The following is a 21258-nucleotide window of genomic DNA, read 5'->3' on the forward strand; positions in this document are numbered from 1 at the left end:
GGCGAGAACCCGCGCAAGATCTGCGCCATCGGCGTGCGGCTGGTGCGGGGGCGGTCGATGCACGGCTTCGCCCTCAACGTCGCTCCCGACATGGCCTACTGGGGTCACATCGTCCCCTGCGGCATCCCCGACAAGGCCGTCACGTCGCTGGCCGACGAGGGCCTCCGCGTGACGATGGCCGAGGTCGTCGACGCCGTCACCGCCCGGGCCGCGGCCCTGTGGGGCGAGGGCGACGTCGAGCGCCAGGACGTCTCGTTCGCCACGGCCACGCTGGAGGTCGTCCCCCTGACGCCGCCGGCCGATGCCCCCACGGCGGGTGTGTCCGTCCAGCTGCGCACCCGCATGGCCAAGGCCGGGGTCACCGAGGGGCTCCAGATCGCCGCCCGGAAGCCGCAGTGGCTGCGGTCGGAGCTGAAGACCGGCCCCGGCTACACGAAGCTCAAGCACACCATGCGCGACCTGGGGCTGGTCACGGTGTGCGAGGAGGCCGGCTGCCCCAACATCTTCGAGTGCTGGGCCGACGGCACCGCCACCTTCATGATCAACGGCGAGCGCTGCACCCGGGCCTGCGGGTTCTGCCTGGTCGACACCCGCCACCCCGAGCCGCTCGACGCCGGCGAGCCCGAGAAGGTGGCCGTGGCGGTCGAGCAGATGGGCCTGGCCTTCGCCGTGGTCACCGCCGTGGCCCGTGACGACCTGGCCGACGGGGGCGCGGGGGCCTTCGCCGACACCATCCGGGCGATCCGGCGACGCACGCCCGGCACGCAGGTCGAGGTGCTGATCCCCGACTGCAAGGGCGACGACGAGTCGCTCGCCACCGTCTTCCGCGCCCGCCCCGACGTGCTGAACCACAACCTCGAGACGGTCGCCCGGCTGCAGCGGGTGGTGCGACCGTCGGCCGGCTACGCCCGCAGCCTGTCGGTGCTGGCCCGGGGCAAGGAGGCGGGGCTGACCACCAAGTCGGGTCTGATCGTGGGCATGGGCGAGACCGACAGCGAGGTGCTCGCCGCCCTGGCCGACCTGCACGCCGTCGGCGTCGACATCGTCACCATCGGCCAGTACCTGCGGCCCACCAGCGCCCACCTCCCGGTGGCCCGCTGGGTCGAGCCCGCCCAGTTCGAGGCCTACGCCCGGTTCGGCGAGGCCCTGGGCATCCCCCACGTCGAGTCGAGCCCGTTGACGAGGTCCAGCTACCACGCCCGCCAGGCCGCGGCCGACGCCACACCATCTGTCTTCGCTGAGCCGGCTATTCCCGGCTGAGCGAAGACAGAACGGGTCAGGCCTGGGTCCAGACCGAGCCCGACGAGTAGCGGCGCAGACCGAGGGTGAAGGTCGCCCAGGCGGCGACGAGGAAGGTGGCGGACGCGGCGAGCAGCAGGGCGGCCTGAGCCCAGTCGAACTCGTCGATCAGCGTGGCCGGCACCGCGGTGACGAACGCCGCCGGGATCACGGTGTAGAGCACCAGCTTGGTGGGGCCGCCGAAGAAGTCGGCCGGGTAGTTGGCCAGCAGCAGGATGGCGTTGAAGCCGAGGTCGCCGGTCTCGCCGTGCCCGACGAAGAAGCCCAGCGACCCCGTCACCACCAGGAAGCCCAGCAGCAGCCCCGCGGATGCCGCCACGCCGACCACGAAGATGCCGACCCGGCCGGCGTCGGGCCGCCCCGAGACGGCGAAGAGCACGATCCCGAACAGGACGTCGCCCAGGTTGACCGGGCTGATCCTCCGCACGAGGAGGTAGGTGAGCGGCGGCACCGGCAGCGCCAGGGCGGCGTCGAGCTCGCCGTCGGCCGCCATGCGACCGATGTGCCGGGCGTTGGTGAACAGCCCCAGCACCAACCCCGCCGAGGTGGCGAACACCGCCAGCAGGAGCAGCGCCCGCTCGCCGTCCCAGCCCCGCACCTCGCCGACCTCGTCGAAGAACAGCACCCAGAACGCCATCCAGCCGAGGTCGTTGATCATCATCGCCGCCACCTGCGCCCAGAAGGCCTTCGGGTTGGCGACCGACTCGGCGAACGCACCCCGGCTGGTCGCGGCGATCGCCCGCACGTCAACCACCCACCGCTTGCAGGCGGCGCTCGCCACCGGCGAAGGCCGACGTGGCGAACGCGGCGAGGACCGCCAGCCAGCCGAGCTGCACCAGCAGCAGTTCGGGCTCGACGTGGCCGGACGCCAGCCGGGCCGGCACGTACGTCATCGTCATGAACGGCAGGCGCACCGCGACGTCGTGCAACCAGGGCGGCAGCACCTGCAGCGGCAGCAGCATGCCGCCGAAGATGAAGATCAGCTTCTGGTAGAGGAACCACGACGTGCGGGCGTCGCGCAGCCAGAACGTCAGCGCCGCCACGCCGTGCATGGCCGCCAGGTTGCAGGCGCCGGCCAGCAGCATCGCCGGCACGGCCAGCAGGAGGCCCGCCGTCGACGGCGGCGCGCCCACGGTCAGCAGGCAGAGCAGCACGCCGGCGCCACAGTTCACGGCCAACCGCGGCAACGCCTTCCCCAGCTCCGTCGCCAGGCGCACCCCCACGACCGGGGCCGGGCGCAGCATCTCGGAGGCGACCGTGCCGCCGGCCACGTCGTCGCCGATCTCCTCGATGATGCGGCTGTGCACCGCCAGGTACGCACCCTCCGACAGGGCGAGGTACCAGGTGAGCGCGCGGGCGTCGTAGCCGGCCACCGTCCCGCCGTTCGCCTCGACCGCCACCCGCCACAGCGACGTCACCGCCCCGGTGACGAGCAGGTAGAAGAACACCTGCATCAGCAGGGCGCTCGGCTCGGCCAGGACGCGCCGGGCCCCCGTCCGCACGGCCACGCCCACCCAGGGAGGCATCACCGGGGAGCTCCGTAGATCTCGGCGATCACGTCCTCCAGCGGCGGGTCGACCACCGAGATGTCGGCGACGGGCCAGGTGTCGAGGAGGACGTCGAGCACGTCGCGTACCGAGCGCCGGGCGGTGTCGACCGCCAGCCGGGCCGCCGTGGCCGTGTGCTCGAGCACGGTGACGCCGTCGAGCGCGGGGATGTCGACGGCCGACGACAGCCCGACCTCGATCAGCTTGGTGGCCAGCAGGGTGCGCCGCAGGGTGGCGACGGCGTCGTCGTAGATGATCGAGCCGTGGTTGACGATCACCACCCGCCGGGCGACGTGCTCCACGTCGGCGACGTCGTGCGAGGTGAGGAAGATGGTGGTGCCGCGCTCGTGGTTGAGCCGCACCAGCAGGTCGCGGAACAGCTGCTTGGCCAGCAGATCGAGCCCGATCGTGGGCTCGTCGAGGAACAGGATCTCCGGCCGGTGCAACATGCAGGCGGCCAGCTCGCAGCGCATCCGCTGGCCCAGTGACAGGCTGCGGATCGGCTGGTCGAACAGGTCGCCGGCGTCGAGCAGCTCGGCCAGCTCGGCCACCCGGGCCTGGGCCTCGGCCCGCTCGATCCGGTGGATGGCGGCCAGCAGGCGGAACGACTGCAGGGGCGTCAGCTCGAACCACAGCTGCGACCGCTGGCCGAACAGCGTGCCGATCCGCCGGGTGAGCCGGCGCCGGTCGCGCCAGGGCACGAGGCCGAGCACCTGCACCTCGCCCGACGTGGCGTGGAGGATGCCGGTGAGCACCTTGATCGACGTGCTCTTGCCAGCCCCGTTCGGGCCGATGTACGCCACCCGCTCGCCGGGCTCGACCGAGAACGAGATGTCGCGCACGGCCTCGATCGTCCGCCGCGCCCGCCGACGCCCCGTCACGAACGTCTTCGTCAACCCTCGAACCTCGATCGCCACCCGCCCAGAGTGACGCACTCGAGCCTCACCGCACCTACAGGTTTCAGCGAGAACACATAGCTGTGGGATGTCGCCCTGCGCTGCCGCTCAGGGCGCTAACGGCTCGCTAGCAGCTCGCTAGCGGCCGTCGCTAACGCTCTCCCCGAGAACGATCGGCGTCGAGAGGGATGGACTTTGCCTCGCCCAGTCGTGGCCCGACCGGCGTACCTGTGGGCCAGGAGGATGGATGGGATCGACTGACGGCCGGGACGGCGTCGGCCGCACGCTGATAGGTCGTCGATCGGACTTCAGGAAGTACTGGCTCGGAGAGTCGGTGTCGTCGATCGGCTCGCAGGTGACCTTTCTGGCCTTACCGCTCACGGCGATCCACACGGCCGATGCATCGACGTCGGAGATCGGCCTTCTGGGGGTCGCGACAACCGTCGGTGCCATTGCCCTGACGCCCTTCGTCGGCGCGTGGGTGGACACTCGAACGGTCCTACCCATCATGATCTGGGCGAACGTGGCGCGCGCTCTACTGCTCCTGACGATCCCGCTGGCCTACGTCCTGGCATCGGTGACGATGCCCTTGCTCTACGGGGTCGGGTTGGCCGTCAGCGCGCTCACGTGCGTGTTCGACGTCGCCGTGCTCACCTACCTTCCTCGTCTCGTCAGCTCCGAGGATCTCGTCGACGCGAACGGAAGAGTCGGCGCCTCGATCTCCATCGCTGATGCAGCGGGACCCGCTTTGGGTGGTGTATTGGTTCAGCTGCTGACCGCGCCGGGGGCGATAGTGGCCGATGTCCTGTCGTACCTGTTCTCGTTTGCGGCGCTGGGTCGCATAACCACGAACGAGATCGTCCCCCCGCGTGATGCGGCTCCTCGGTCGTTGCTGCCGAGCGGGTGGGAAGGGGTGCGGTTCTGCTTCACACACCCGCAGCTGCGCCTCCTGCTGCTCGCGAGCACCTGGTTCAATGCCTTCGGTCTACCGATCTTCATCATCTTCCTCGTCTACGCCACCCAGTCGCTGTCCCTGACGGCGTCAGCCATCGGATTGCTCCTGGCGGCCGTTGGCATCGGGGGAACGCTCGGGTCCGTCGCAGCCGGACGCGTCGGGCGACGGCTCGGGACGGGCAAGGCTCTCGTGGTTTCGTTGCCGACCGGGGCGGCTGCCCTCGCGTTCGTGCCCATCCCGAGCGGCGACACGGTGCAATGGGTGCTGGGCGTCGCCTTCTTCGTCCACGGCTTCGCCACCGGGCTCTTCAACGTGCACGCCACGTCGCTCCGGCAGGCCGTCACTCCCAACGGGCTCCAGGGCCGGGTCAATGCCGGCTATCGACTGTTCGTCTCCGGGGCGCTCCCGCTGGGTGCGGGCCTCGCGGGTGTGCTCGGTAGCGCGCTGACGCCCCGGACCACGATCCTCGTCGCCTCGGGTGCGCTCGCTATCGGGATCGCCCTCTTCGTCCCGTTCGCCACGGCGATCCTCGGGCCCTGGTCGACCGGCACGTCGCCGTCGCCGACGAGCTGAGCACTCCGGGTCGAATGAGATCGCCGCGTGCCCCGGGCCGACAGAAGCGGGTTAGGGCGTGTCCTACAGCCAGTCGGTGGTGTCGCGAGCCGCCCGCTCGGAGGCGCCACGCGCCGCGCGCGCCGCGCCCAGCGGGTTGCGTGCCGCCCGCGCACCCGCGCGGGCGCGGGCCAACTGCGTACGCACCGAGGCCGACCGCTCGGTCACCGCCGAGCGCGCCGACCGCGGCGCACCCACGATCGTCCGGGTGGTGCGGGCGGCGGTGCCACCGAGGGTCTGCGTGCCCCGCACCGCGCCCCGTCCGGCCGCGAGGCTCTGGGTCGCGATCCGTTGGGTGCGGTTGGCGTAGGCGACGCCCCCCGCCGTCGCGGCCGCCAGCACCCCGGTGGCCTGCGCGGGGCTCACGCTGAGGGCTCCGGGCTCGCCGGCCGGTGGGGCCGGCGGCACCACGTAGGGGTTCTTCGGGACCGAGGCGGCGGTGCCGATCATGAACCCCGCACCGGTGGGGGTCTGGCTGATCGGGGCGGAGCTGCGGCGCATCTTCTGGGCGAAGCCCTTGGCGGTGCCGTCGATGGCCGTGTCGATCGACGACCGGAACTTGTAGGCGACGCCCACGATCACGATGGCGATCAGGCAGCGCTGCACGATCGACAGGTCGGTCGTGGCGTCGAGCACCGCCGTGACCGTGATCGTGGCCCACGACAGCAGGAACATCGACGCGAACGTCACCAGGACGGCCCAGATGAGCTTGCTGATCCACCACCACAGCACGGCGCGGTTGCCGGGGAACAGGGCGAGGGCCCACACCACGCTGGCCCCGGAGAACAACGCCACCAGGGTGATCTGGGCGACGAACACCGCCAGCGCCATCATCACCATCAGGACCGTGATCATCACCGACGCCACCGCCACGGTGAGCGACGCGGCCGCGCGCTCGTCGGTGGGGTTGGCGTTGTAGTCGGCGGCGGTCTCGCAGCCCCGGGCCCGCATGATCTCGCGGGGCTGGTCGTCGTCGCCCCACGGGCCGCCGGCCAGGATCTCGTCGCGGGCCGCGGCGCACTCGCCGGTGAGCGGGGCGCCCCAGTTGATGAGGTCGTACGGCTCGCCCACGAACGACCGCCGCAGCACGCCGCCCAGCCGCTCGCGCACGGCCGTGGAGTCCTGCGCGGGCGAGGAGCTCATCGCGCCGTCGACCGCCTCGAGCACCGCGCCCGAGCTGTTCTGCGCCAGCGTGATCGACCCCTCCAGGTAGCCCTCGGGGTTGGCGAGCACGAAGCCGCCGAAGATGGCGATGATGAACGTGAGGAAGATGTCGCGCGCGCCCTCGGCGAACCGGGCTTTCATGAGGTTCCAGCCGCCGACGAACAGCGCCACGGTCCACGCCAGCTCGTCGATGTTGAGCGGCCCGACCAGGCTGGTGTTGTAGACGCGGGAGAGCATGGCGGCGACCGGCGTGAGCGTGTCGGCGATGCGGAACTCCAGCGCCCAGGCCAGCAGCTCGATGCCGATGCCGATGAACCACTTGCCGATCGAGAACGGGAAGGCCTGGGCGGCGCACCACATCTTGCGCAGGAAGGCGTTCCAGGAGCCCTCGTCGCAGCCGATGTCGTACGCCGTCAGCGGGTGTTGGTCGCCCTCCTCGATGCCGAAGATGTTGCGCAGCTCCCGGTCGGCCTGCCGATCCCGTGGCGCGCTCCCGTCGGGACAGGTCGTCCCCGGCTGCGGGTTCCCGGACGGCCCGAACTGGCACCCGGTCGGCCCCCCGGCCGGCACCGGGATGGTCCCGTCAGGACACACCGTGCCGGGATAGGCAGGCCCCGGCGGACCTCCGCGACACCCGGCCGCCGGCTGCCCCGCGATCGACCCGTCCGGACACCGCGTCCCCGGCACCGCCGGCCCCGACGGTCCCCCCGGACACCCCGCGGGCGCGTTCTGCTCCGGTGCCGCCTCCACCCGGGGCGGATCCATGGTCCCGAACGCCCCGACCACCAGCATCACGAAGACGAACCCGAGCACGATCCGCCGCGCCCGCTTGCCCCGCATGGTTCTCAGCCCACGGACGACGGCGGCCTTCAACGCTTGACCCCGGCCCCGAGCGGCAGCGGCGGGGGCGAGCCGGCCTCGAGCTGGTCGGTCCCGGCCTCCAGGTCGGCGGCCCGTTTGGCCAGGCGCGTCGGGTTCGACTCGAAGCCGATCCGCAGCACCTCGGTCTCGGCGTCGAGCACCTGGATGCGGCCAACCCGACCGGAGCCGTCGCGCATCAGGCACTCCGGCGGCTCGTGCGGCACGTAGTCGCCGTCGGGCCCGCTGACGACCTCCCGGCGCACCGCCCACTGCTCCAGGGTGTCGACGTTCTCCCGGGAGGGATCGACGCCCAGCCAGCTCAGCCCGGACGACGCGGCGTCGCCGTTGAGCCCGAACACGAAGCGGTTGCTGATGAGGTCGCGCAGCTCGTGGGGCAGGTCGTCGGGGTTCTGCGAGAACACCCAGCAGGCGGCGTTGTGCTTGCGGCCGTCGCGCAGCACCTCCTCCAGCAGCTGCTGGCCCGGCAGCGTCGACGTCAGGGCCCAGGCCTCGTCCATGCACAGCGCGGCGAAGCGCCCCTGCTCGTCGAAGATGATCCCGCGGGCCAGCGCCGCCACCAGGTACAGCAGCCCCAGCGAGCACACCTGCTCGGGCAGCAGCTTGCGCGACAGGTGCTCCGACAGCAGCACCTCGCGCCGGGGCACGGCCAGGTTGGGCAGGTGGATCACCGTGCAGTCGACCGACGTGTCGATGCTGGGCCCGTCCGCCCAGGCCGGGGCACCGAAGCGGTTGTTGGAGATGGCCCGCAGCCGCAGCGACAGCTCGCGGCCGTGGCGGAACTCGGGGCCGGTGTCGGCCAGTCGCTCCAGCTCGTCGAGCACGTCGTGGAGGCGGCCGCCGGGGCGGGCGACGTTGCCGACCGCGCGGTCGAGCGCCGCCGACTCGAGGCCGGTCGGGTCGAGCCCGCACACCAGCCCCAGGTAGCCCAGCGCCACCTGGCGGGCGGCCTCGGGGGTGAACACCCGCAGCGGGTCGAGCAGCAGGCCGCCGCCGTCGTTCACGGTGACGACCTGCGAGCGGATGCCGACCTCGGCCATCGTGGCGGCGAAGCGCACGTACTCGCCGGCCTGGGTGCGGTCGATCAGGATCATCTTCCCGCCCCGCATCAGCACGGTGGCGGCGAGGCGCTTGGCCAGGTAGCTCTTGCCCGAGCCGAGCGTGCCGAAGGCGGCGACCGAACCGTCGCGGTCGTGCTTGGGGCCCGACGCGGGGTCGAGCAGCACGGGTCGCAGGCAGCCGGCGTCGCGGGAGGCGCCGAGCAGCATTCCGCCGGTGTCGCCGATGGCCGAGCCGGCGAACGGCATGCCGGCGGCGAGGTCGCGGGGCAGCAGGTACTGGCGGTAGTCGTGGCAGGGCTGCGGCGTGGTGGAGCCCGGCAGCAGCGCCTCGAACATCGACAGCTGGCCGCCGGTGGGTCGGGGCAGGTGGTACTCGGCGCCCTTGTAGACCCGCTGCAGCGTCTTGGCCCGGTGCTCCAGCTCGACCAGCGTGGTGGCCCAGGTGGAGAACACCATGGCGACCTGCAGCTCGGGGTCGGACGGGTTGGCGGCCAGCATGGCGCGCTCGTCGTCGACGGCGTCGAGGGCCGACGCCAGCGACGGCGGAGGACCGGCCGGCTCGTGCTGGTACTCGGGGATCTGGCCCATCAGCTCGCGCGACTGGCGGGTGGCGGCTCTGGTGGCCGCGGCGTTGGGCACGGCCCGGATGCGGCAGCACCAGTCGACCGGGAAGGGCAGCTGGTCGGCCACGAACAGCCACTCCGACAGCCCGCCGGGGAAGGCGAACCGCTGGGGTGCGTCGGCGACCGCGGCGAACGTCTGGTAGGAGATGCCCTCGTCGGTGGTGACCTTGAGGTAGCGGCGGTGGAGCGGGCGGTCCTCGTCGTCGCCGTCGCCGCCCTCCTGGTAGCGGCCGTCGAGCAGCGGCGCCAGCGACGGCGACGTGACCACGTGCTCGCCGCGCCGGGCCACCCAGCGCAGACGGGGCTCGGTCCAGCCGGCCAGCGGCGGCTCCGACGCCAGGCCGCGGCGGGCGCTGCGGGCGTAGAGCCAGCGGACCTCGCCCGCGGTGACCGCCTCCAGCTGCACGGCGCCGAGCTGGGCCTCAAGCTCGTCGGCCTGGCGGATGGCGGCGGTGATCTCGCGGGACGGCACCGGCGGCGGCGCCTGCCCCCACGCGGCCATCACCGACGACGACGCCGAGCGCCACAGGTTGCCCCACTGCAACCGCCCGGAGCGGTGGGGGAGCTGCACACAGAGGTAGTGGCGGCGGCGGTAGAGCTCGGCGGCCTCCAGCCGGTCGAGCGTGGCGTCGACCGCGTCGACCCAACCGGGGTGCTGGGGCAGGTCGATGCCGTTGATCATGGCGTCGGCGACCTCACCCGGGTCGATGCGGGCCGCCACCGACAGCACCATCGACTCGCCGGGCAGCCCCGCCAGCATCGTGCGCACCCGGCTGTGCTCGGCCAGCTTCCGCCGCGTGGGCAGCCACCGGTACGGGCTCTCCTTGACGCGCCACACGGCCCACACCCGCCCCGAGCGCGACCAGATGAGGTTGCCGATCACCGCCGCCGCGGGAGGTCGCACTATCTCTCTCCCGGGGTGGTGAGCTCGGCGACCCAGGTGCGCTGGGTGTAGTGCCGGGGCATCGTCCAGGTGCGGTCGGCCTTGCCCAGGCGCTTGCCGCCCTTCGGAGCCGCCACCATGTTGAACCAGCCGAGCGCGTAGCGCCACGGCGCCCGCCCCTCGACCCGCAGCGCCCGGGCGGCGAACGCCAGCCCGAGCGGGATCGTGATCATCGCCAGCCCGTTGATGACGCTGCCGAAGTGCGCCCACAGCGGTTGCGTGGCCACGAGCACCACGAGGGCACCCACGCCCACCAGCAGCTGCGCCGGGGTGACCGGCGGGATGCGCAGGCCCTGGATGTTGCCGATGATGATCGGGTGCCGGCGCGCGTGCGTGTACACGCGGCACTCCAGCACGAGGTCGTCGTCAGGGACGCGCTTCTCGGTGGGCATGTGCGGCGGTGCGGTTCAGAGGACGATCGTTGCGCCGGCGGGTTGCACCAGCTCGAACGTCTCGACGGTGACACCGAGGCGGCCCATGGTGTCGGACTCCTCTTCGACCTTGTCTTCCCACCAGTCGAGGTTGCTGATGGACCACAGGAACACCCCGGCGGTGAGCGCCGCGACCAGCACGGCGACCAGCGAACGCGCCTTGTAGTACGCGAAAGCCACCATGACGATCGCCCCGAGCACGGATGCCCCGCGCACGAGTGCGGTCACTTCCAGGATCTTCCCGGAAATCCAGTCGATCACTATCTGTCTCCTGTTCCTTGCGGCGGGTGTGGCGGATGTAGCGGCGGTGGTCAGTCGTCGAGCGGTGGCGCCGGCAGCAGCTCGGAGATCTCCCAGCGGCCGTCTCGGCTGGTCAGCAGCAGCGTGTAGGTGGCGACCCGGGCGCTGGTGGCACTGTCGTCGGCGGCGGCATCGCCGTCGAGCAGGGCGTCGAGCGTCACGGTCTTGGTGTTGTCGTCGTCGCCGTCGACCACGCCCCAGCGGATCACCTCCGCTGAGCTGCACACCTTGGGTTCGGCGGGCGCCAGCGCCAGGCCGGGGCTGAGGTAGCGGGACAGTCCCTCCTGGCCGCACAGGTAGGCGCCGAGGAAGCTCGTGGCCGACTCGACCATCGGGTCGTCGAGCGCCGGCTGGCCCATGCTGACGTCGAGCGAGCTGCGCTCGGGTGCGGCCGGCGCGGCCACGGCGGCGGGGAGGCCGACGGCGTTCGCCGGCCCGTCGCGCATGTCGACCGCGACCTGCCAGAAGCGCTCCTGGCCCGGCCAGCCGACGGCGACGACCACCGCCCAGTAGTCGTCGCCGGCCTTGGTGATGTCGACCGACCGCACCGGCGCCGACAGCTCGGTGGCCTGGGCGTTGAGGGGCAGCTCGGGCGTGTAGCCGAGGAAGGACGTGAGCTTCTCGCCCTCCTTGCCGGCCTCGAGGTAGGCGGTGACGTAGCGCTCGGCGAAGCCGCCGGCGACCACCACGGCGTTGCCGGTGACCCCGTCGGGGTCGGACGCGACCGTGGGGGAGGGCTCGCTCGACGACGTCGGCCGCAGCCACGCGGCCAGGCCGCCGAGGCCCGCCAGGAGGACCAGCACCCAGAGGAGAGCGGCGCTGCCCCGGGCTACCGCGACGTCCGATACCGGAAGTCGCCGTAGCTGACGTGAGCGCCCCAGCCGGCGCCCCGTCTCGGGGATGGTCCTGGTGTTTGCCACGTGCCCTCCTCGCGGCGCCCTCCGTTCGTGGCCCTCGCGGTCCACCTCTCGGGTTCAGCACCGTTGCTGCACGCCGAACGCTCGGAGGCCTTGTGACCCATAAGTGCGCGGACTGCGGTCTATTCGACAGCTCGACGTGAGATCCGGTGACAAGCCTCGGGGGTGCCCGCCTGTGACCATCTGTCTCGTAGGGGACAGTTTGCGCACCCTGTCAAGCGGTACGACTACCGTTCGCGCGGGCCCGAGCGCCCGAACGCCGTAAAGTCCCCATAACGCGAAAGGCCACCCGCTGGGTCGGCCCGTACTCGCCAGCGGGTGGTGTATTTGGGTTGACTATCCGACCCCGAAGGGTCAGATCAGGTCGTCGAACTCGCCGGCCTTCGCTCCCTGGAGGAAGGCCAACATCTCACCGCGTGTGAAGTGGAGGACCGGACCAGCCGGATCCTTCGAGTCACGAACGGCGACATCGCCGTCGACGGCGGCGAGTTCCACGCACTGCATTCCGTCGCTATAGGTACTGGTGCGCCAAGTGGCGGCGCTGTCATGATGCTGCGACATCTACAGCCCTTCCGCTATCTCTTGGACCAGGGCCAACGATTGGGCCTCTGGGAGTGCAGATTCCTGCACTCGCTGGAACACTATCTCGTAGTGGCGGATGTCTTCTTCGTCATCGACCAAAATAAAATTCACGTGGTTCTCGACGTGAACGATGTCCAGATCCATCGGTTCGGCGAACCCGAACAGGGTGAACGGTCCGTACAACCCCACGTGGGCGCCCGCGTTGTAGGGGAGGATCTGCAGGCGGACGGCCTCGCTGTGCGCCAGCTCGAGCATCCGCACCAGCTGGTTGCGCATGATGCCCGGTCCGCCGATGGGGCGGTGCAGCACCGACTCGTCCAGCACGACGTGCAGCGGCACGGGCTCGGGCTTGTGGAGCAGCATCTCCTGGCGGCGTAGCCGGATCTCCATCAGCTGCTCGACGGCCTCGGGCGAGTCCGAGTCGCGGAAGACGGCGGTGGCCACCGACCGCGTGTACTCCTTCGTCTGTAGGAGCCCGGGGACGAGGAGCGTCTGGAAGATGCGGATCGAGCTCGCGCCGTACTCGATGCTCATGTAGTTGGCGAGGTCCGTGCTGACGACGGTGCGGAACTCGTGCCACCAGCCGCGCTCGCGCGACTTGCGGGCGATGGCGACGAGGGCCTCGCGCTTGCGGTCGTCGTTGAGGCCGTAGAGGCGCAGCATGGCGTCGACGTCGCGGGGGTGGACGTTGACCTTGCCGGTCTCGCTGCGGCTGATGGTCGACGCCGAGGTCTCCAGCGCGGCCGCCGCCTCGTCGGCGGTGAGCTTGGCGGCCTCCCGGAGGAGTCGCAGCTCGATCCCCAGCTTGCGCCGGAGTGGTGACGTTTCCTTCAGGGGAGGCATTGCCCGCTACTCCCTCTCTTCTCGGTCTCTTCATCGCTCTCGCCAGAGCGGTGCATCGTGCAGGACAGGCGCGCACCTTACCAGCCGGCACGCGTTCTGGAAATCTCCGTGGTGCACTCTTGCATGACGGTTCGATGTACTCTACGCTCCCTTCGAGGCGGTGTTACGAGGTGTAGTCGTTGCTCGCGGAATTGCGCGGCCCATGGCTGCCACGCTCGGTGGCCGTGATCCCGCTCTTCGTGTAGCAGCTGCTGCGGAAGAACCACGGAGGGCCAGCACCATGTGTAGACGGTCCGAGACGTCGGGGACATCGCCCTCACAGGCGGAGTTGGCGGAATCGGAAACGGCGGAAACCTTGACACTGAGAGCGTCCGGCCTCTCGCTCTGCGGAGCGACAGGCAAGAAGGTCAAGGGTGGGGAATCGGCAGGAGCGGCAACCACAAGGTTGGCCGCGGCTACAGCGGAGGCGTGGCGATGAGCGCGGTCAACGCGGTGCTCGTCGGCGTAGGCCTCGTCACGACGACAGCGATCGTCGGGCGATGGTGCCTGCGTCACTTCAGCACCCGCGGGATAGAGCGTCGCCTCGAGGGACTGCACGGGCAGGTGGTCTCCTGGCAGGCGGCACACGACCATCAGGTCGAGGGCATCGACCGGAGGTTGCGCGACGTCGAGGCGTCCGCAGCCCGGGCCGAGAACGAGGCCCGGATCGTGTCGGTGCAACTCGCCGACCTGACCCGGTCCCTCCTCGTCCGGATGGAGCAGGTCGAGCACCGGCTGGTCAGCCGGCGACACGCGCAGGCCAACCGGGCCCGCAAGGTCGCGGGCACGTCGGGCCTCGTGGCAGGAGCAGGGCGATGAGCGCCGCAACGCTGCGCACCTCGGAGTGGCAGCCACCGAACGGACCATCGAGGGCCGCAGGCGGCCTTCTGGGGGTCGCCGGGGGCGAGACCTTCGCGGAGCAGGCGTACGGCGACAGGACCTTCATCGCCTCGCTGTTGAGCGGCCGGGAGTGGCCGTCGTCGCCGGCATCGCCTTCAGGGGTGTCGGGGGTGACCTACCTCTATCCCCATGCGGCCGACGGTCCCGTCACCCGGGCGCTCGTCGAGCTCGCCGACAGCTACGTGCTGCGGCGGGGTCACGGCGTGCCGGTCGACGTCGCCGAGAAGCACGAGGGTGTGCCCACCCCCGCCTGGCTGCTGGCCGTGGCGGTGGTGCGGTCGAACAGCCGAGAGCTGATCGCCGACACCCTCGAGCTGGCCAACGCCGCCGGTGTGCCGAGCCGTTCGCTCGGCGACTGCGTGGCGTACGTCGAGCTGGCGGCGGGGTTGTTCGCCGGTCGCCCGGCGTCCGCGGCCATCGAGAACGCCACACGGGGCGGCCGACGTCACTGCACGGCGGTTGCCGCGGCCACGGCGTCGACGTCCTCGGCGGCTGCGGCCTCGGTGTACTCGGCGTCCTCGTCGGCATCGTCGGGACCACCCGGACCGCCACTGTGCGGTGAGGGACCGGTCGACGCGCTGACCGCCGGGATCTGGGCGCTCAGCCAGCCCGGTGGCATCGCCGACGTGATGCCCGCGCTCGCCGCGGTCACCACGCCGGGTGTCGGTGCGGCCGCGGCGGGTCTCCTCGGTCTGCGCGACGGCGGCGCCGGCATGCCGGCCCACTGGCAACGCCGGCTCCGGTCGGCACCCGATTGCCTGGCGCTGGCGCCGGGACTGGTACGAGCGCGGTGCCGTGGGCACCAGCTCCATAGACATCTCGACACACCGGGCTCCCCGTGTGTCCACGGCGTTGTGGCAGGTGCACGATGAGGGGCCTTTCCTGGCAGGACAACGCACGGTGCGCAGGCGCCGGGCTCAACCTCTTCTTTCCCGACGGCGGTGACACCCGCCGGGCCAAGGCGTTCTGCTCCGGCTGCCCGGTGTGGGGTGACTGCCTCAACTACGGCCTCGAGGAGGACCACGGCGTGTGGGGCGGCCTCAACCGGGCCGAACGCGCCCGGCTGCGGCGGCTGCGTCAACGGCTCGCCGTCCTGCCCCCGGCCGATCCGGCCAACACGGCGGACATCCGCCGGTTGCTGTCGGTCGGCCTGGCGCCGGAGCGGCTGAGCGAGGTGGCCGGCCTCGACGTCGAGGTGGTCATAGAGCGAGCCAAGCGCACCGGTCGCAGACGAGGCTCCAGGCTCCGGCAGGCGGTGCCCGCATAGCAGGTGCCGGTTGCGGTTCCGGGGACGGCGCGTCTGGTCGGGCTCGCCGTCCCCGGGGCCCTCTTCTACGTCCTTCGACGTACCCGAGTACCCCGAGTACCCCAGTACCCCGACAGGTGAGGCGACACGGCGAGGCGGCAACAGACAGGTTCGTGCCGGTCCATGGCCGGTGCGAGGGAGGAGAAGACGAGATGAGCCTGGACCTCGGTCGTCTCGTGCTCGCGCGAGGCAGCAACCATCCCGGGAAGGGCTTCTCCACGATGGAGGCGGTCGCCTTCGCCGGGGGTGAGGCGTGGTCCGAGCGGCCACGGTGCGCGTCCCCGGCGATCACCGAGTGGATGATCGCCTGGAACGACGGGTTGGACGACGCCGCGCGTCAGTCCTTGCGTCGATATATATGGCGTCTCGTCGGGTCACGTGGCCGGCGGGCCGACGAGCGGATGCGGCAGTGGATGGCGGCCGACTGGCTGGTGCGGTGGTACGCCCCGGCCTGGCTCGCCGCCGCGGGCATGCGCGGTCACGCCTCACGGCTCACCCAGCTGCCGCCGGTGCGCTGCGAGGGCGACGTCGCCAAGGTGTGGCCCACCGTGCGGGCCGCCAGCCGTGCTGCCCGGGCCGAGCGCGACATGGCGTGGCGTTCCGCGGACGCGGTCGTCGCCGCGCACGACTGGGGCACCGCCGGTGCCGTCTGGTCCGCCATCGCCGATGCCACCTGGGGTGCGGCGGGGAGCGCGGCGCGGGCCGTGGTGTGGAGCACCGCCGACCCGGTGGCTCCGGGTCGGGTCGAGGCGCCCATCTGGGACGCCGCCTGCGACGCCGCGGCCGACGCCGCGGGCGCCATGGCCTGGGTGGCGGTGCGTGACGCCGCCCGGCGGGAGGCGGCGGCCGGGATGCTCGACTCGCCCATGGGCCCGGTGCAGACGGCGGCGGTGATGATCGAGGAGTCGACGCCGCTGGTGCTCCGGACGGAGGCGCCGGCGGGGTCCGACATCGTGGTCGGCGCGGTGGAGGGGCGGACCAAGCCGAAGATCGACCCGTTGACCGCCGAGTGGACCACCCTGAAGCTGCCGGACCTGCCGATGCTCACCGGGCTGGTGGTGACCAGCTCGGGCCCGGCGAGTGCCGGTCCTGGTGCCGGTGCCGGTACCGGTGCCGGTGCCGGTGCGACGGCGGTCCTCGACACGACGGACCTTTCGTCGGAGGGTGCGGGCACTGACCTGCCCGCCCATCCGTCGGGCCCGACGGGCCACGGCCACGGACATGGCCTCGGTCGTGGCTGCACAGCCGCGTCGATCGGAGGTGAGAGGAGGGACTCCAGCCCTGTAGTCGAGACAGAGTCGATGGAGGAACCACATGCTCTGGCGGAGGCGGACGACCCGAGCGAGACGGACGACATGTGGCAGCTGGCTTGGGAGACGGCGTGTGCGGTGCTCGCACCCACGAGCGCTGCGCTACAGGCCACGGCACACGATCTCGTGGACCGCATGCTCGCCGTGACGGAATAGAGGTGCAGTCGGGAGGTCGCCCGGTCCTGCGCTAGGGGTGGGCGATCTCCCGTTGCATCAGGACCAGGTCGAGGCGTCGGCCCCACTTCTCGCCGATGCCGGGCAGGCGCGCGACCTCGTGGAACCCGAGGCGGGCGTGGAAGTCGACGGAGCGGACGTTGCTGCCGTCGATGCCGGCGACCATCACCCGCTTGCCGGCGTGGCGGGCGTGGTCGGCGAGGGCGTCGACGAGGGCGCGCCCGATGCCCTTCCCCCAGTGGCTCTCGCTGACGTGCACCGTGTGCTCCACGGTGAACCGGTAGCCCGGCCACTTCCGGCAGTCGCGGAAGTCGCCGTAGGCGGCCCAGCCGACGACGGTGCCGTCGTGGCTGTCGTCGTTGTCGTCGCCGTCGGTGGCCACGAGCGTGGGGTAGCCGTGCGCCGCTTGGGTTTCCAGCCAGGCACAGCGCTCGTCGACGGTGTGCGGGGTCTCGGTCCACTCGTAGGTAGTGGTGTCGAGGAGGGCGTTCTGGATCGCGGTGAGCGCCGGGATGTCGTCGTGCGTCGCCGGCCGGATGATCGCCACGTGGGTAAATCTATACACTCGTAGAGTTATGGCAAGAGCCCAGGCCTTCGACGAGGCAGCGCTCGCCGCGGCCGGCATCCGGGTGATCCGCCGGGCCGGCTGGCCGGCGGTGACCGTGCGCTCGGTCGCCGAGGAGCTCGGCGTCTCCCCGATGGCCCTCTACCGCCTGGCTCCCGACGCCAACCGCCTGCGCCTCCTGGTCGCCAACGCCGCCGCCCCTTCGCTTCCCTCACCCGTCGGTCCCCTTACCGATGTGTTGCGGTCGTGGGCGGTGGATGCGTACGCCTACCTGCGTGGGCTGCCGGGCGTCGCGTCCTACGTGGTGCTGCACTGGACGGAGCTGCCGGCGTGGCTCGACGTGGTCGAAGCGCTGTTGGCGGCGGCGTCCGCCTCGGGCCTGTCGGGCGCGCCCGCGGTCGCCGCCGTCAACGCCGTGTTCGCCTACGTCCTGGTGCGAGCCGAGCTCCACGACGGCCTGGCCACAGCCCCTCGCCGTCTGATGGCCCCGCTCCGGAACGACCCGGCCCGCTACCCCTTCCTCGACCGCAACCGATCCGAGTTCACCCACGCCCGATCCGACCACCACTTCACCTTCAGCCTCGACGCCCTGATCGCCGGTCTCGGCTCTCCGCTCGGACGGTGATCCTCCGTCGAGGTGACGCCGGGACGCCGCCATCGTCGTCGGGCATTCGTAATCTTGGCGGGGCGCGGGAGCGTAGGGTTGGGGGATCAGTTGTAGTGGTCGTGGGGGAAATTGGCTGCAGAGGGTGGTTTTTGGGGTACGAATTGCCGCAAACGGTGTCGGCTGGGTGAAAACCGACGAAATTTGAACGTTTTGTGTCGATCCCCGCTTACAGGGGGTGTCCGCGGGGTGTACAACAGTCCGGACGTGCACGGACCGAGGAGGTGCGGCCACGTTGGGGAGGATGTTGCTCGGGCAGCACAAGGGGAGCACATACCGACACCCAGCGGGCAGTTCGCATGGATCCAGGAGGGCAAGACACCAGGCCGTGGCTGGTCGCCCGGCCGCCTCGCTCACCTCTCCGCGCACCTGTCCCGCTCGGCGTCGGCCGGTCGCGCTCCGGAAGTTGCGGATGGATGACAGAACCAGGTTCCACGGTGGGGTCAGGTGGGGAATGGTCGGCGGCAGTTGCGCGAGGGCTGCGACTGCCGGAGCGATGGGGACGGAGCTCGTGAGCGGGAGGACGAGGCGAGCGATGACGGCGACGGTGCTCGGTGGAGCGCTGTCCCTTGTGGTGTCCGCCTGCAGCGGCGACGACAACGACGCCGAGCAACAACCCCGCACCACCACCACCGAAGCCGACCCCACCACCACAACCCTCAACCCCGAAGAAGCCGCCCGCAACGAGGTAATAACCGCCCGCGAAGCCGCGGCGGATGCATGGGCCGATGCTCTTGCCGCTCCGGCCCCGAATCCCGATCTTCCCGAGTTGGTCGAAACCTTCACCGGGCTGATGTTCGATCGCCTGGTCGAAACCGCCTCCGGCATGGAGCGGACGGGAGTCGCCCAGCGCTACCCGGATGATTCACAGAGGCGCATCGAGGTGGAGTCGATTCGGTTCGAAGTCGTCGACGGTCAAGAGGTGGCCTTCCTCGAGGTGTGCACCGTCGAGGACAGCGAGCGCATCGTTGTCGCCACCGGTGAGGTGCTCGATTCAGGGGTGCGGACCTACCGGGCGGCCGAGGCGATGCGCAAGGTCGACGGCGTGTGGAAACTCGCTGAGCGACGGCAGGACAGTCGTGAAGAGGGGGTGACCGGGTGCGCCGTCGATTGACAGGGTCATTGCTCGCGTTGCTGCTCGGTGGCGGTATCTCTGTTGCTGCCGCCCTCCCGGTCCGTGCGCAGGCCCCAGAGGACACGGAGTCTTGGGGTGACCTGCTTGGCGATGGTGCGGAGGTTGGAGCCTTCGAGGAGACAGGCGGGCCAGGCAACGAGGGAGGCGAGGGCAGTGGAGGTGGTGGAGGCGGTGCGACCATCACCTGCTTGCTCACTCGGGTATCCGGAGGCGGCAATGATCCAGTCACACGGTCTCAGCTCGAGACTGAGTACGACGCCACTGGTCAACAGCCGATCACCGTCGCTCGAGCCTGCCGAGACGCCATTGGTCAGATCGTCATAGACGACGTGATCCAGTGGACGCCGGCGGTGGGGGATCCGGTCTCGCCTGAGTGGTTGGCGCAGCAGGCGCGGGAGAGGTTGGTCTTGCCGTATCCGAATGCGCGGATGGCGCCGGCGCCGGGGGTGGGGACGACCGCGCAGTTGCGGACCTACTTCTGGTTGACGAACTGGCCGGACGAGCCGCTGTGGCAGGAGGCCAGTGCCGGGACCGTGACCGCACGGGTGACGGCGACAGCGGTGAGGCAGACGTGGCGGATCCGGGATGAGTTGAGGGGTGAGACCGACACCGAGAACTGTGGCGCCACGGCTGGGGTTGCGTTCGATCCTGCCAACCCGGAGGCGGCCGGTAGCTGTGGGTGGACGCCGCAGCACTCGTCGGCCGGCCAGCCCAGCGACCACCCGACCACCGGCGAACCCTGCTTCGACGCCTCCGTCACGGTCTATTGGAACCTCAGTTGGGACTCCAACGTCACCGAGCCCGAGGACCTGGGCACCGTCCCGATGACCTCGACGGCCTGCATCGTCGTCGCCGAAGTCCAAGCGGTTGTGAGTAGCAGCCCCTGAACCCTCCACGTGAGCGCATGAACCACTGCACCCGCATACGAACCAGCCGAGACGCCGACGAGGTGGCGGTTGGGGCGCGCCTGTTCGACACCTGTCGGGGGCACCGGCCCCGGGAGGCGGCCGGGCCGATCCACCTGACCCCCGAGCAGCGGGACCTCCTCGGGCGGCGGGACGAGACGACGGCCGAGCATCGGCCGTCCCGCCGGAAGGTCGAGGTTCGCATCCCGACTCCCCACCGCACGCCCCGCCCCCTCGACCCGACGATCCGCTCCACCCGCCGAGGCCGCGCCGCCCGGGGCCGTCACGGCGCCGACGAGGGCGTCCTGCGGCTGACCGGCGTCCGTCCGGTGCGGTCGGCCCGCACCGCGGTCGCCGCGCTCGAATCGCTCGCCGTGCATCGCTCGCCCCTGCGGAGGCCTCGCCCATGAAGGTTCGCGACAGCGGCTCCGGCCCCGGCAACGGCGCGTCCCGGCTCGACCCGACGATGGTGCCGCCCGCTCCCGGGCACGCCGCCGGCGCCCCCGCCGCGCCCGCACCGCCGCCGCCACCCCCACCGGGGTTGAGCAGCACCCTTGGCGGCCTGGCGGGCGCAGGTGGCGGCCTCCGGGTGGAGCCACCGGGCGCCAGCAGCCGCCGGAGGGTCCCCGAGCTGGTGCTCGGCATCTTCCTCGTCGCCGGCTGCGCCCTCGGGGCGGTGCTCATCGCCGCTGCCGGCCGGGAGCGCACCCCGGTGGTCACGCTCGACGGCGACATCGACCGCGGCCACGTCCTCACCGAGGACGACCTCAAGGTGGTCTACGTCGGCTCCGACAGCGCCATCGCCTACGTCCGTGACGGCGACGAGGAGGAGCTGCTGGGCATGGCCGCTCTGGCCGACCTCGGCGCCGGCACCATCCTGACCAAGCGGCAGTTCGCCGACCCGCAGCAGATCGCCGGCGACGGCGAGGGCGTGGTCGGCTTCGAGCTCGAGATCGGCCAGCTCCCCACCCGCAACCTGGCCACCGGCGACATCGTGAACGTCATCGCCGGCGAGGGCCTCTCCGGCGACCAGCCCGAGACAGTCGTCCAGGGCGCCGTCGTGGTCGAGGTCGAGAAGCTCGACGAATCAGCCGGTCAGTCCGAGCGCTGGTGGGTCTCCTTGAAGGCCAGCGAACAAGAAGCCGAGGCGTTGGCTCAGTCCACCGTCGGCGACAACCCCGTCCAACTCGTCCAGGTGAGGCGGTAAG

22 protein-coding genes are annotated in these 21258 nt (G+C 71.2%); 11 read left to right on the plus strand and 11 right to left on the minus strand.

Annotated features, from left to right (window positions below; translation table 11 throughout):
• Nucleotides 1-1260, plus strand: a 1260-nt coding sequence (lipA, locus tag VK611_08645; GenBank protein HMG41385.1) for a lipoyl synthase, incomplete at its 5' end; no start/stop codon positions are given.
• Nucleotides 1261-1276: 16 nt separating this feature from the next.
• On the opposite strand, the gene VK611_08650 is transcribed toward lipA, so the two are convergent.
• From VK611_08650 to VK611_08660, 3 genes are read right to left on the minus strand one after another with little or no spacing between them, the layout of a single operon-like run.
• Complete coding sequence (locus tag VK611_08650; protein ID HMG41386.1) at nt 1277-2053, minus strand: ABC-2 family transporter protein; 777 nt, start codon at nt 2051-2053, stop codon at nt 1277-1279.
• The gene (locus VK611_08655; GenBank protein HMG41387.1) at nt 2046-2825 is read right to left on the minus strand and encodes an ABC-2 family transporter protein; all 780 of its coding nucleotides are present in this window, start codon (nt 2823-2825) and stop codon (nt 2046-2048) included. Before VK611_08655 ends, VK611_08650 begins: the two co-directional genes overlap by 8 nt.
• Nucleotides 2825-3742, minus strand: a complete 918-nt coding sequence (locus tag VK611_08660) for an ATP-binding cassette domain-containing protein (protein ID HMG41388.1) — start codon at nt 3740-3742, stop codon at nt 2825-2827. Before VK611_08660 ends, VK611_08655 begins: the two co-directional genes overlap by 1 nt.
• A gap of 247 nt (nt 3743-3989) precedes the next feature.
• On the opposite strand from VK611_08660, the gene VK611_08665 reads away from it, so the two are divergent.
• Nucleotides 3990-5270, plus strand: a complete 1281-nt coding sequence (locus VK611_08665) for an MFS transporter (protein ID HMG41389.1) — start codon at nt 3990-3992, stop codon at nt 5268-5270.
• Nucleotides 5271-5333: 63 nt separating this feature from the next.
• Here VK611_08665 and VK611_08670 read toward each other — a convergent pair whose 3' ends face one another.
• The 7 genes from VK611_08670 to VK611_08700 all read right to left on the minus strand — a co-directional run bounded on the left by VK611_08670 (nt 5334) and on the right by VK611_08700 (nt 13052).
• Nucleotides 5334-7313, minus strand: coding sequence for a hypothetical protein (locus VK611_08670; GenBank protein ID HMG41390.1), 1980 nt, complete (start codon nt 7311-7313; stop codon nt 5334-5336).
• Between the two features lie 29 nt (nt 7314-7342).
• The gene (locus tag VK611_08675; protein HMG41391.1) at nt 7343-9940 is read right to left on the minus strand and encodes an ATP-binding protein; all 2598 of its coding nucleotides are present in this window, start codon (nt 9938-9940) and stop codon (nt 7343-7345) included.
• The gene (locus VK611_08680; GenBank protein HMG41392.1) at nt 9940-10371 is read right to left on the minus strand and encodes a hypothetical protein; all 432 of its coding nucleotides are present in this window, start codon (nt 10369-10371) and stop codon (nt 9940-9942) included. The genes VK611_08675 and VK611_08680 overlap by 1 nt, the downstream gene beginning before the upstream one ends.
• 15 nt (nt 10372-10386) lie before the next feature.
• Nucleotides 10387-10671 carry a hypothetical protein gene (locus tag VK611_08685; protein ID HMG41393.1) on the minus strand — a complete coding sequence of 95 codons (285 nt, stop codon included), beginning with the start codon at nt 10669-10671 and terminating at the stop codon, nt 10387-10389.
• Nucleotides 10672-10721: 50 nt separating this feature from the next.
• Entirely contained in the window at nt 10722-11630 is a 909-nt protein-coding gene (locus VK611_08690; GenBank protein ID HMG41394.1) for a conjugal transfer protein, read from the minus strand.
• A 351-nt stretch (nt 11631-11981) separates the two neighbouring features.
• Nucleotides 11982-12188, minus strand: coding sequence for a DUF397 domain-containing protein (locus tag VK611_08695; protein ID HMG41395.1), 207 nt, complete (start codon nt 12186-12188; stop codon nt 11982-11984).
• The gene (locus VK611_08700) at nt 12189-13052 is read right to left on the minus strand and encodes a helix-turn-helix transcriptional regulator (protein ID HMG41396.1); all 864 of its coding nucleotides are present in this window, start codon (nt 13050-13052) and stop codon (nt 12189-12191) included.
• A gap of 474 nt (nt 13053-13526) precedes the next feature.
• Here VK611_08700 and VK611_08705 point away from each other — a divergent pair, with 474 nt between their 5' ends.
• From VK611_08705 to VK611_08720, 4 genes are all read left to right on the plus strand, one after another.
• Complete coding sequence (locus VK611_08705; protein HMG41397.1) at nt 13527-13910, plus strand: hypothetical protein; 384 nt, start codon at nt 13527-13529, stop codon at nt 13908-13910.
• Nucleotides 13907-14863 (plus strand): hypothetical protein, encoded by a 957-nt coding sequence (locus VK611_08710; GenBank protein ID HMG41398.1) that lies wholly within the window; start codon nt 13907-13909, stop codon nt 14861-14863. Before VK611_08705 ends, VK611_08710 begins: the two co-directional genes overlap by 4 nt.
• Nucleotides 14860-15258, plus strand: coding sequence for a WhiB family transcriptional regulator (locus VK611_08715; GenBank protein HMG41399.1), 399 nt, complete (start codon nt 14860-14862; stop codon nt 15256-15258). Before VK611_08710 ends, VK611_08715 begins: the two co-directional genes overlap by 4 nt.
• A gap of 191 nt (nt 15259-15449) precedes the next feature.
• Complete coding sequence (locus tag VK611_08720) at nt 15450-16763, plus strand: hypothetical protein (protein HMG41400.1); 1314 nt, start codon at nt 15450-15452, stop codon at nt 16761-16763.
• A 31-nt stretch (nt 16764-16794) separates the two neighbouring features.
• Here VK611_08720 and VK611_08725 read toward each other — a convergent pair whose 3' ends face one another.
• Nucleotides 16795-17328: a GNAT family N-acetyltransferase gene (locus VK611_08725; protein HMG41401.1), complete on the minus strand. Its 534-nt coding sequence runs from the start codon at nt 17326-17328 to the stop codon at nt 16795-16797.
• A 28-nt stretch (nt 17329-17356) separates the two neighbouring features.
• On the opposite strand from VK611_08725, the gene VK611_08730 reads away from it, so the two are divergent.
• The 5 genes from VK611_08730 (at nt 17357) to VK611_08750 (ending at nt 21257) form a co-directional block, all read left to right on the plus strand.
• Nucleotides 17357-17971, plus strand: a complete 615-nt coding sequence (locus tag VK611_08730) for a TetR/AcrR family transcriptional regulator C-terminal domain-containing protein (protein HMG41402.1) — start codon at nt 17357-17359, stop codon at nt 17969-17971.
• Nucleotides 17972-18545: 574 nt separating this feature from the next.
• Nucleotides 18546-19124, plus strand: a complete 579-nt coding sequence (locus tag VK611_08735; protein ID HMG41403.1) for a hypothetical protein — start codon at nt 18546-18548, stop codon at nt 19122-19124.
• Nucleotides 19125-19132: 8 nt separating this feature from the next.
• On the plus strand, nt 19133-20032 hold the full coding sequence (locus VK611_08740; protein HMG41404.1) for a hypothetical protein: 900 nt from the start codon (nt 19133-19135) through the stop codon (nt 20030-20032).
• Between the two features lie 62 nt (nt 20033-20094).
• Nucleotides 20095-20460, plus strand: a complete 366-nt coding sequence (locus VK611_08745) for a hypothetical protein (GenBank protein ID HMG41405.1) — start codon at nt 20095-20097, stop codon at nt 20458-20460.
• A complete protein-coding gene (locus VK611_08750) occupies nt 20457-21257 on the plus strand; it encodes an SAF domain-containing protein (GenBank protein ID HMG41406.1) in 801 nt (266 codons plus the stop codon). The genes VK611_08745 and VK611_08750 overlap by 4 nt, the downstream gene beginning before the upstream one ends.
• Nucleotide 21258 lies beyond the last annotated feature (1 nt).

The organism is Acidimicrobiales bacterium (assembly GCA_035316325.1).
In the GTDB taxonomy this organism is placed as follows: domain Bacteria; phylum Actinomycetota; class Acidimicrobiia; order Acidimicrobiales; family VFJN01; genus DASXTK01.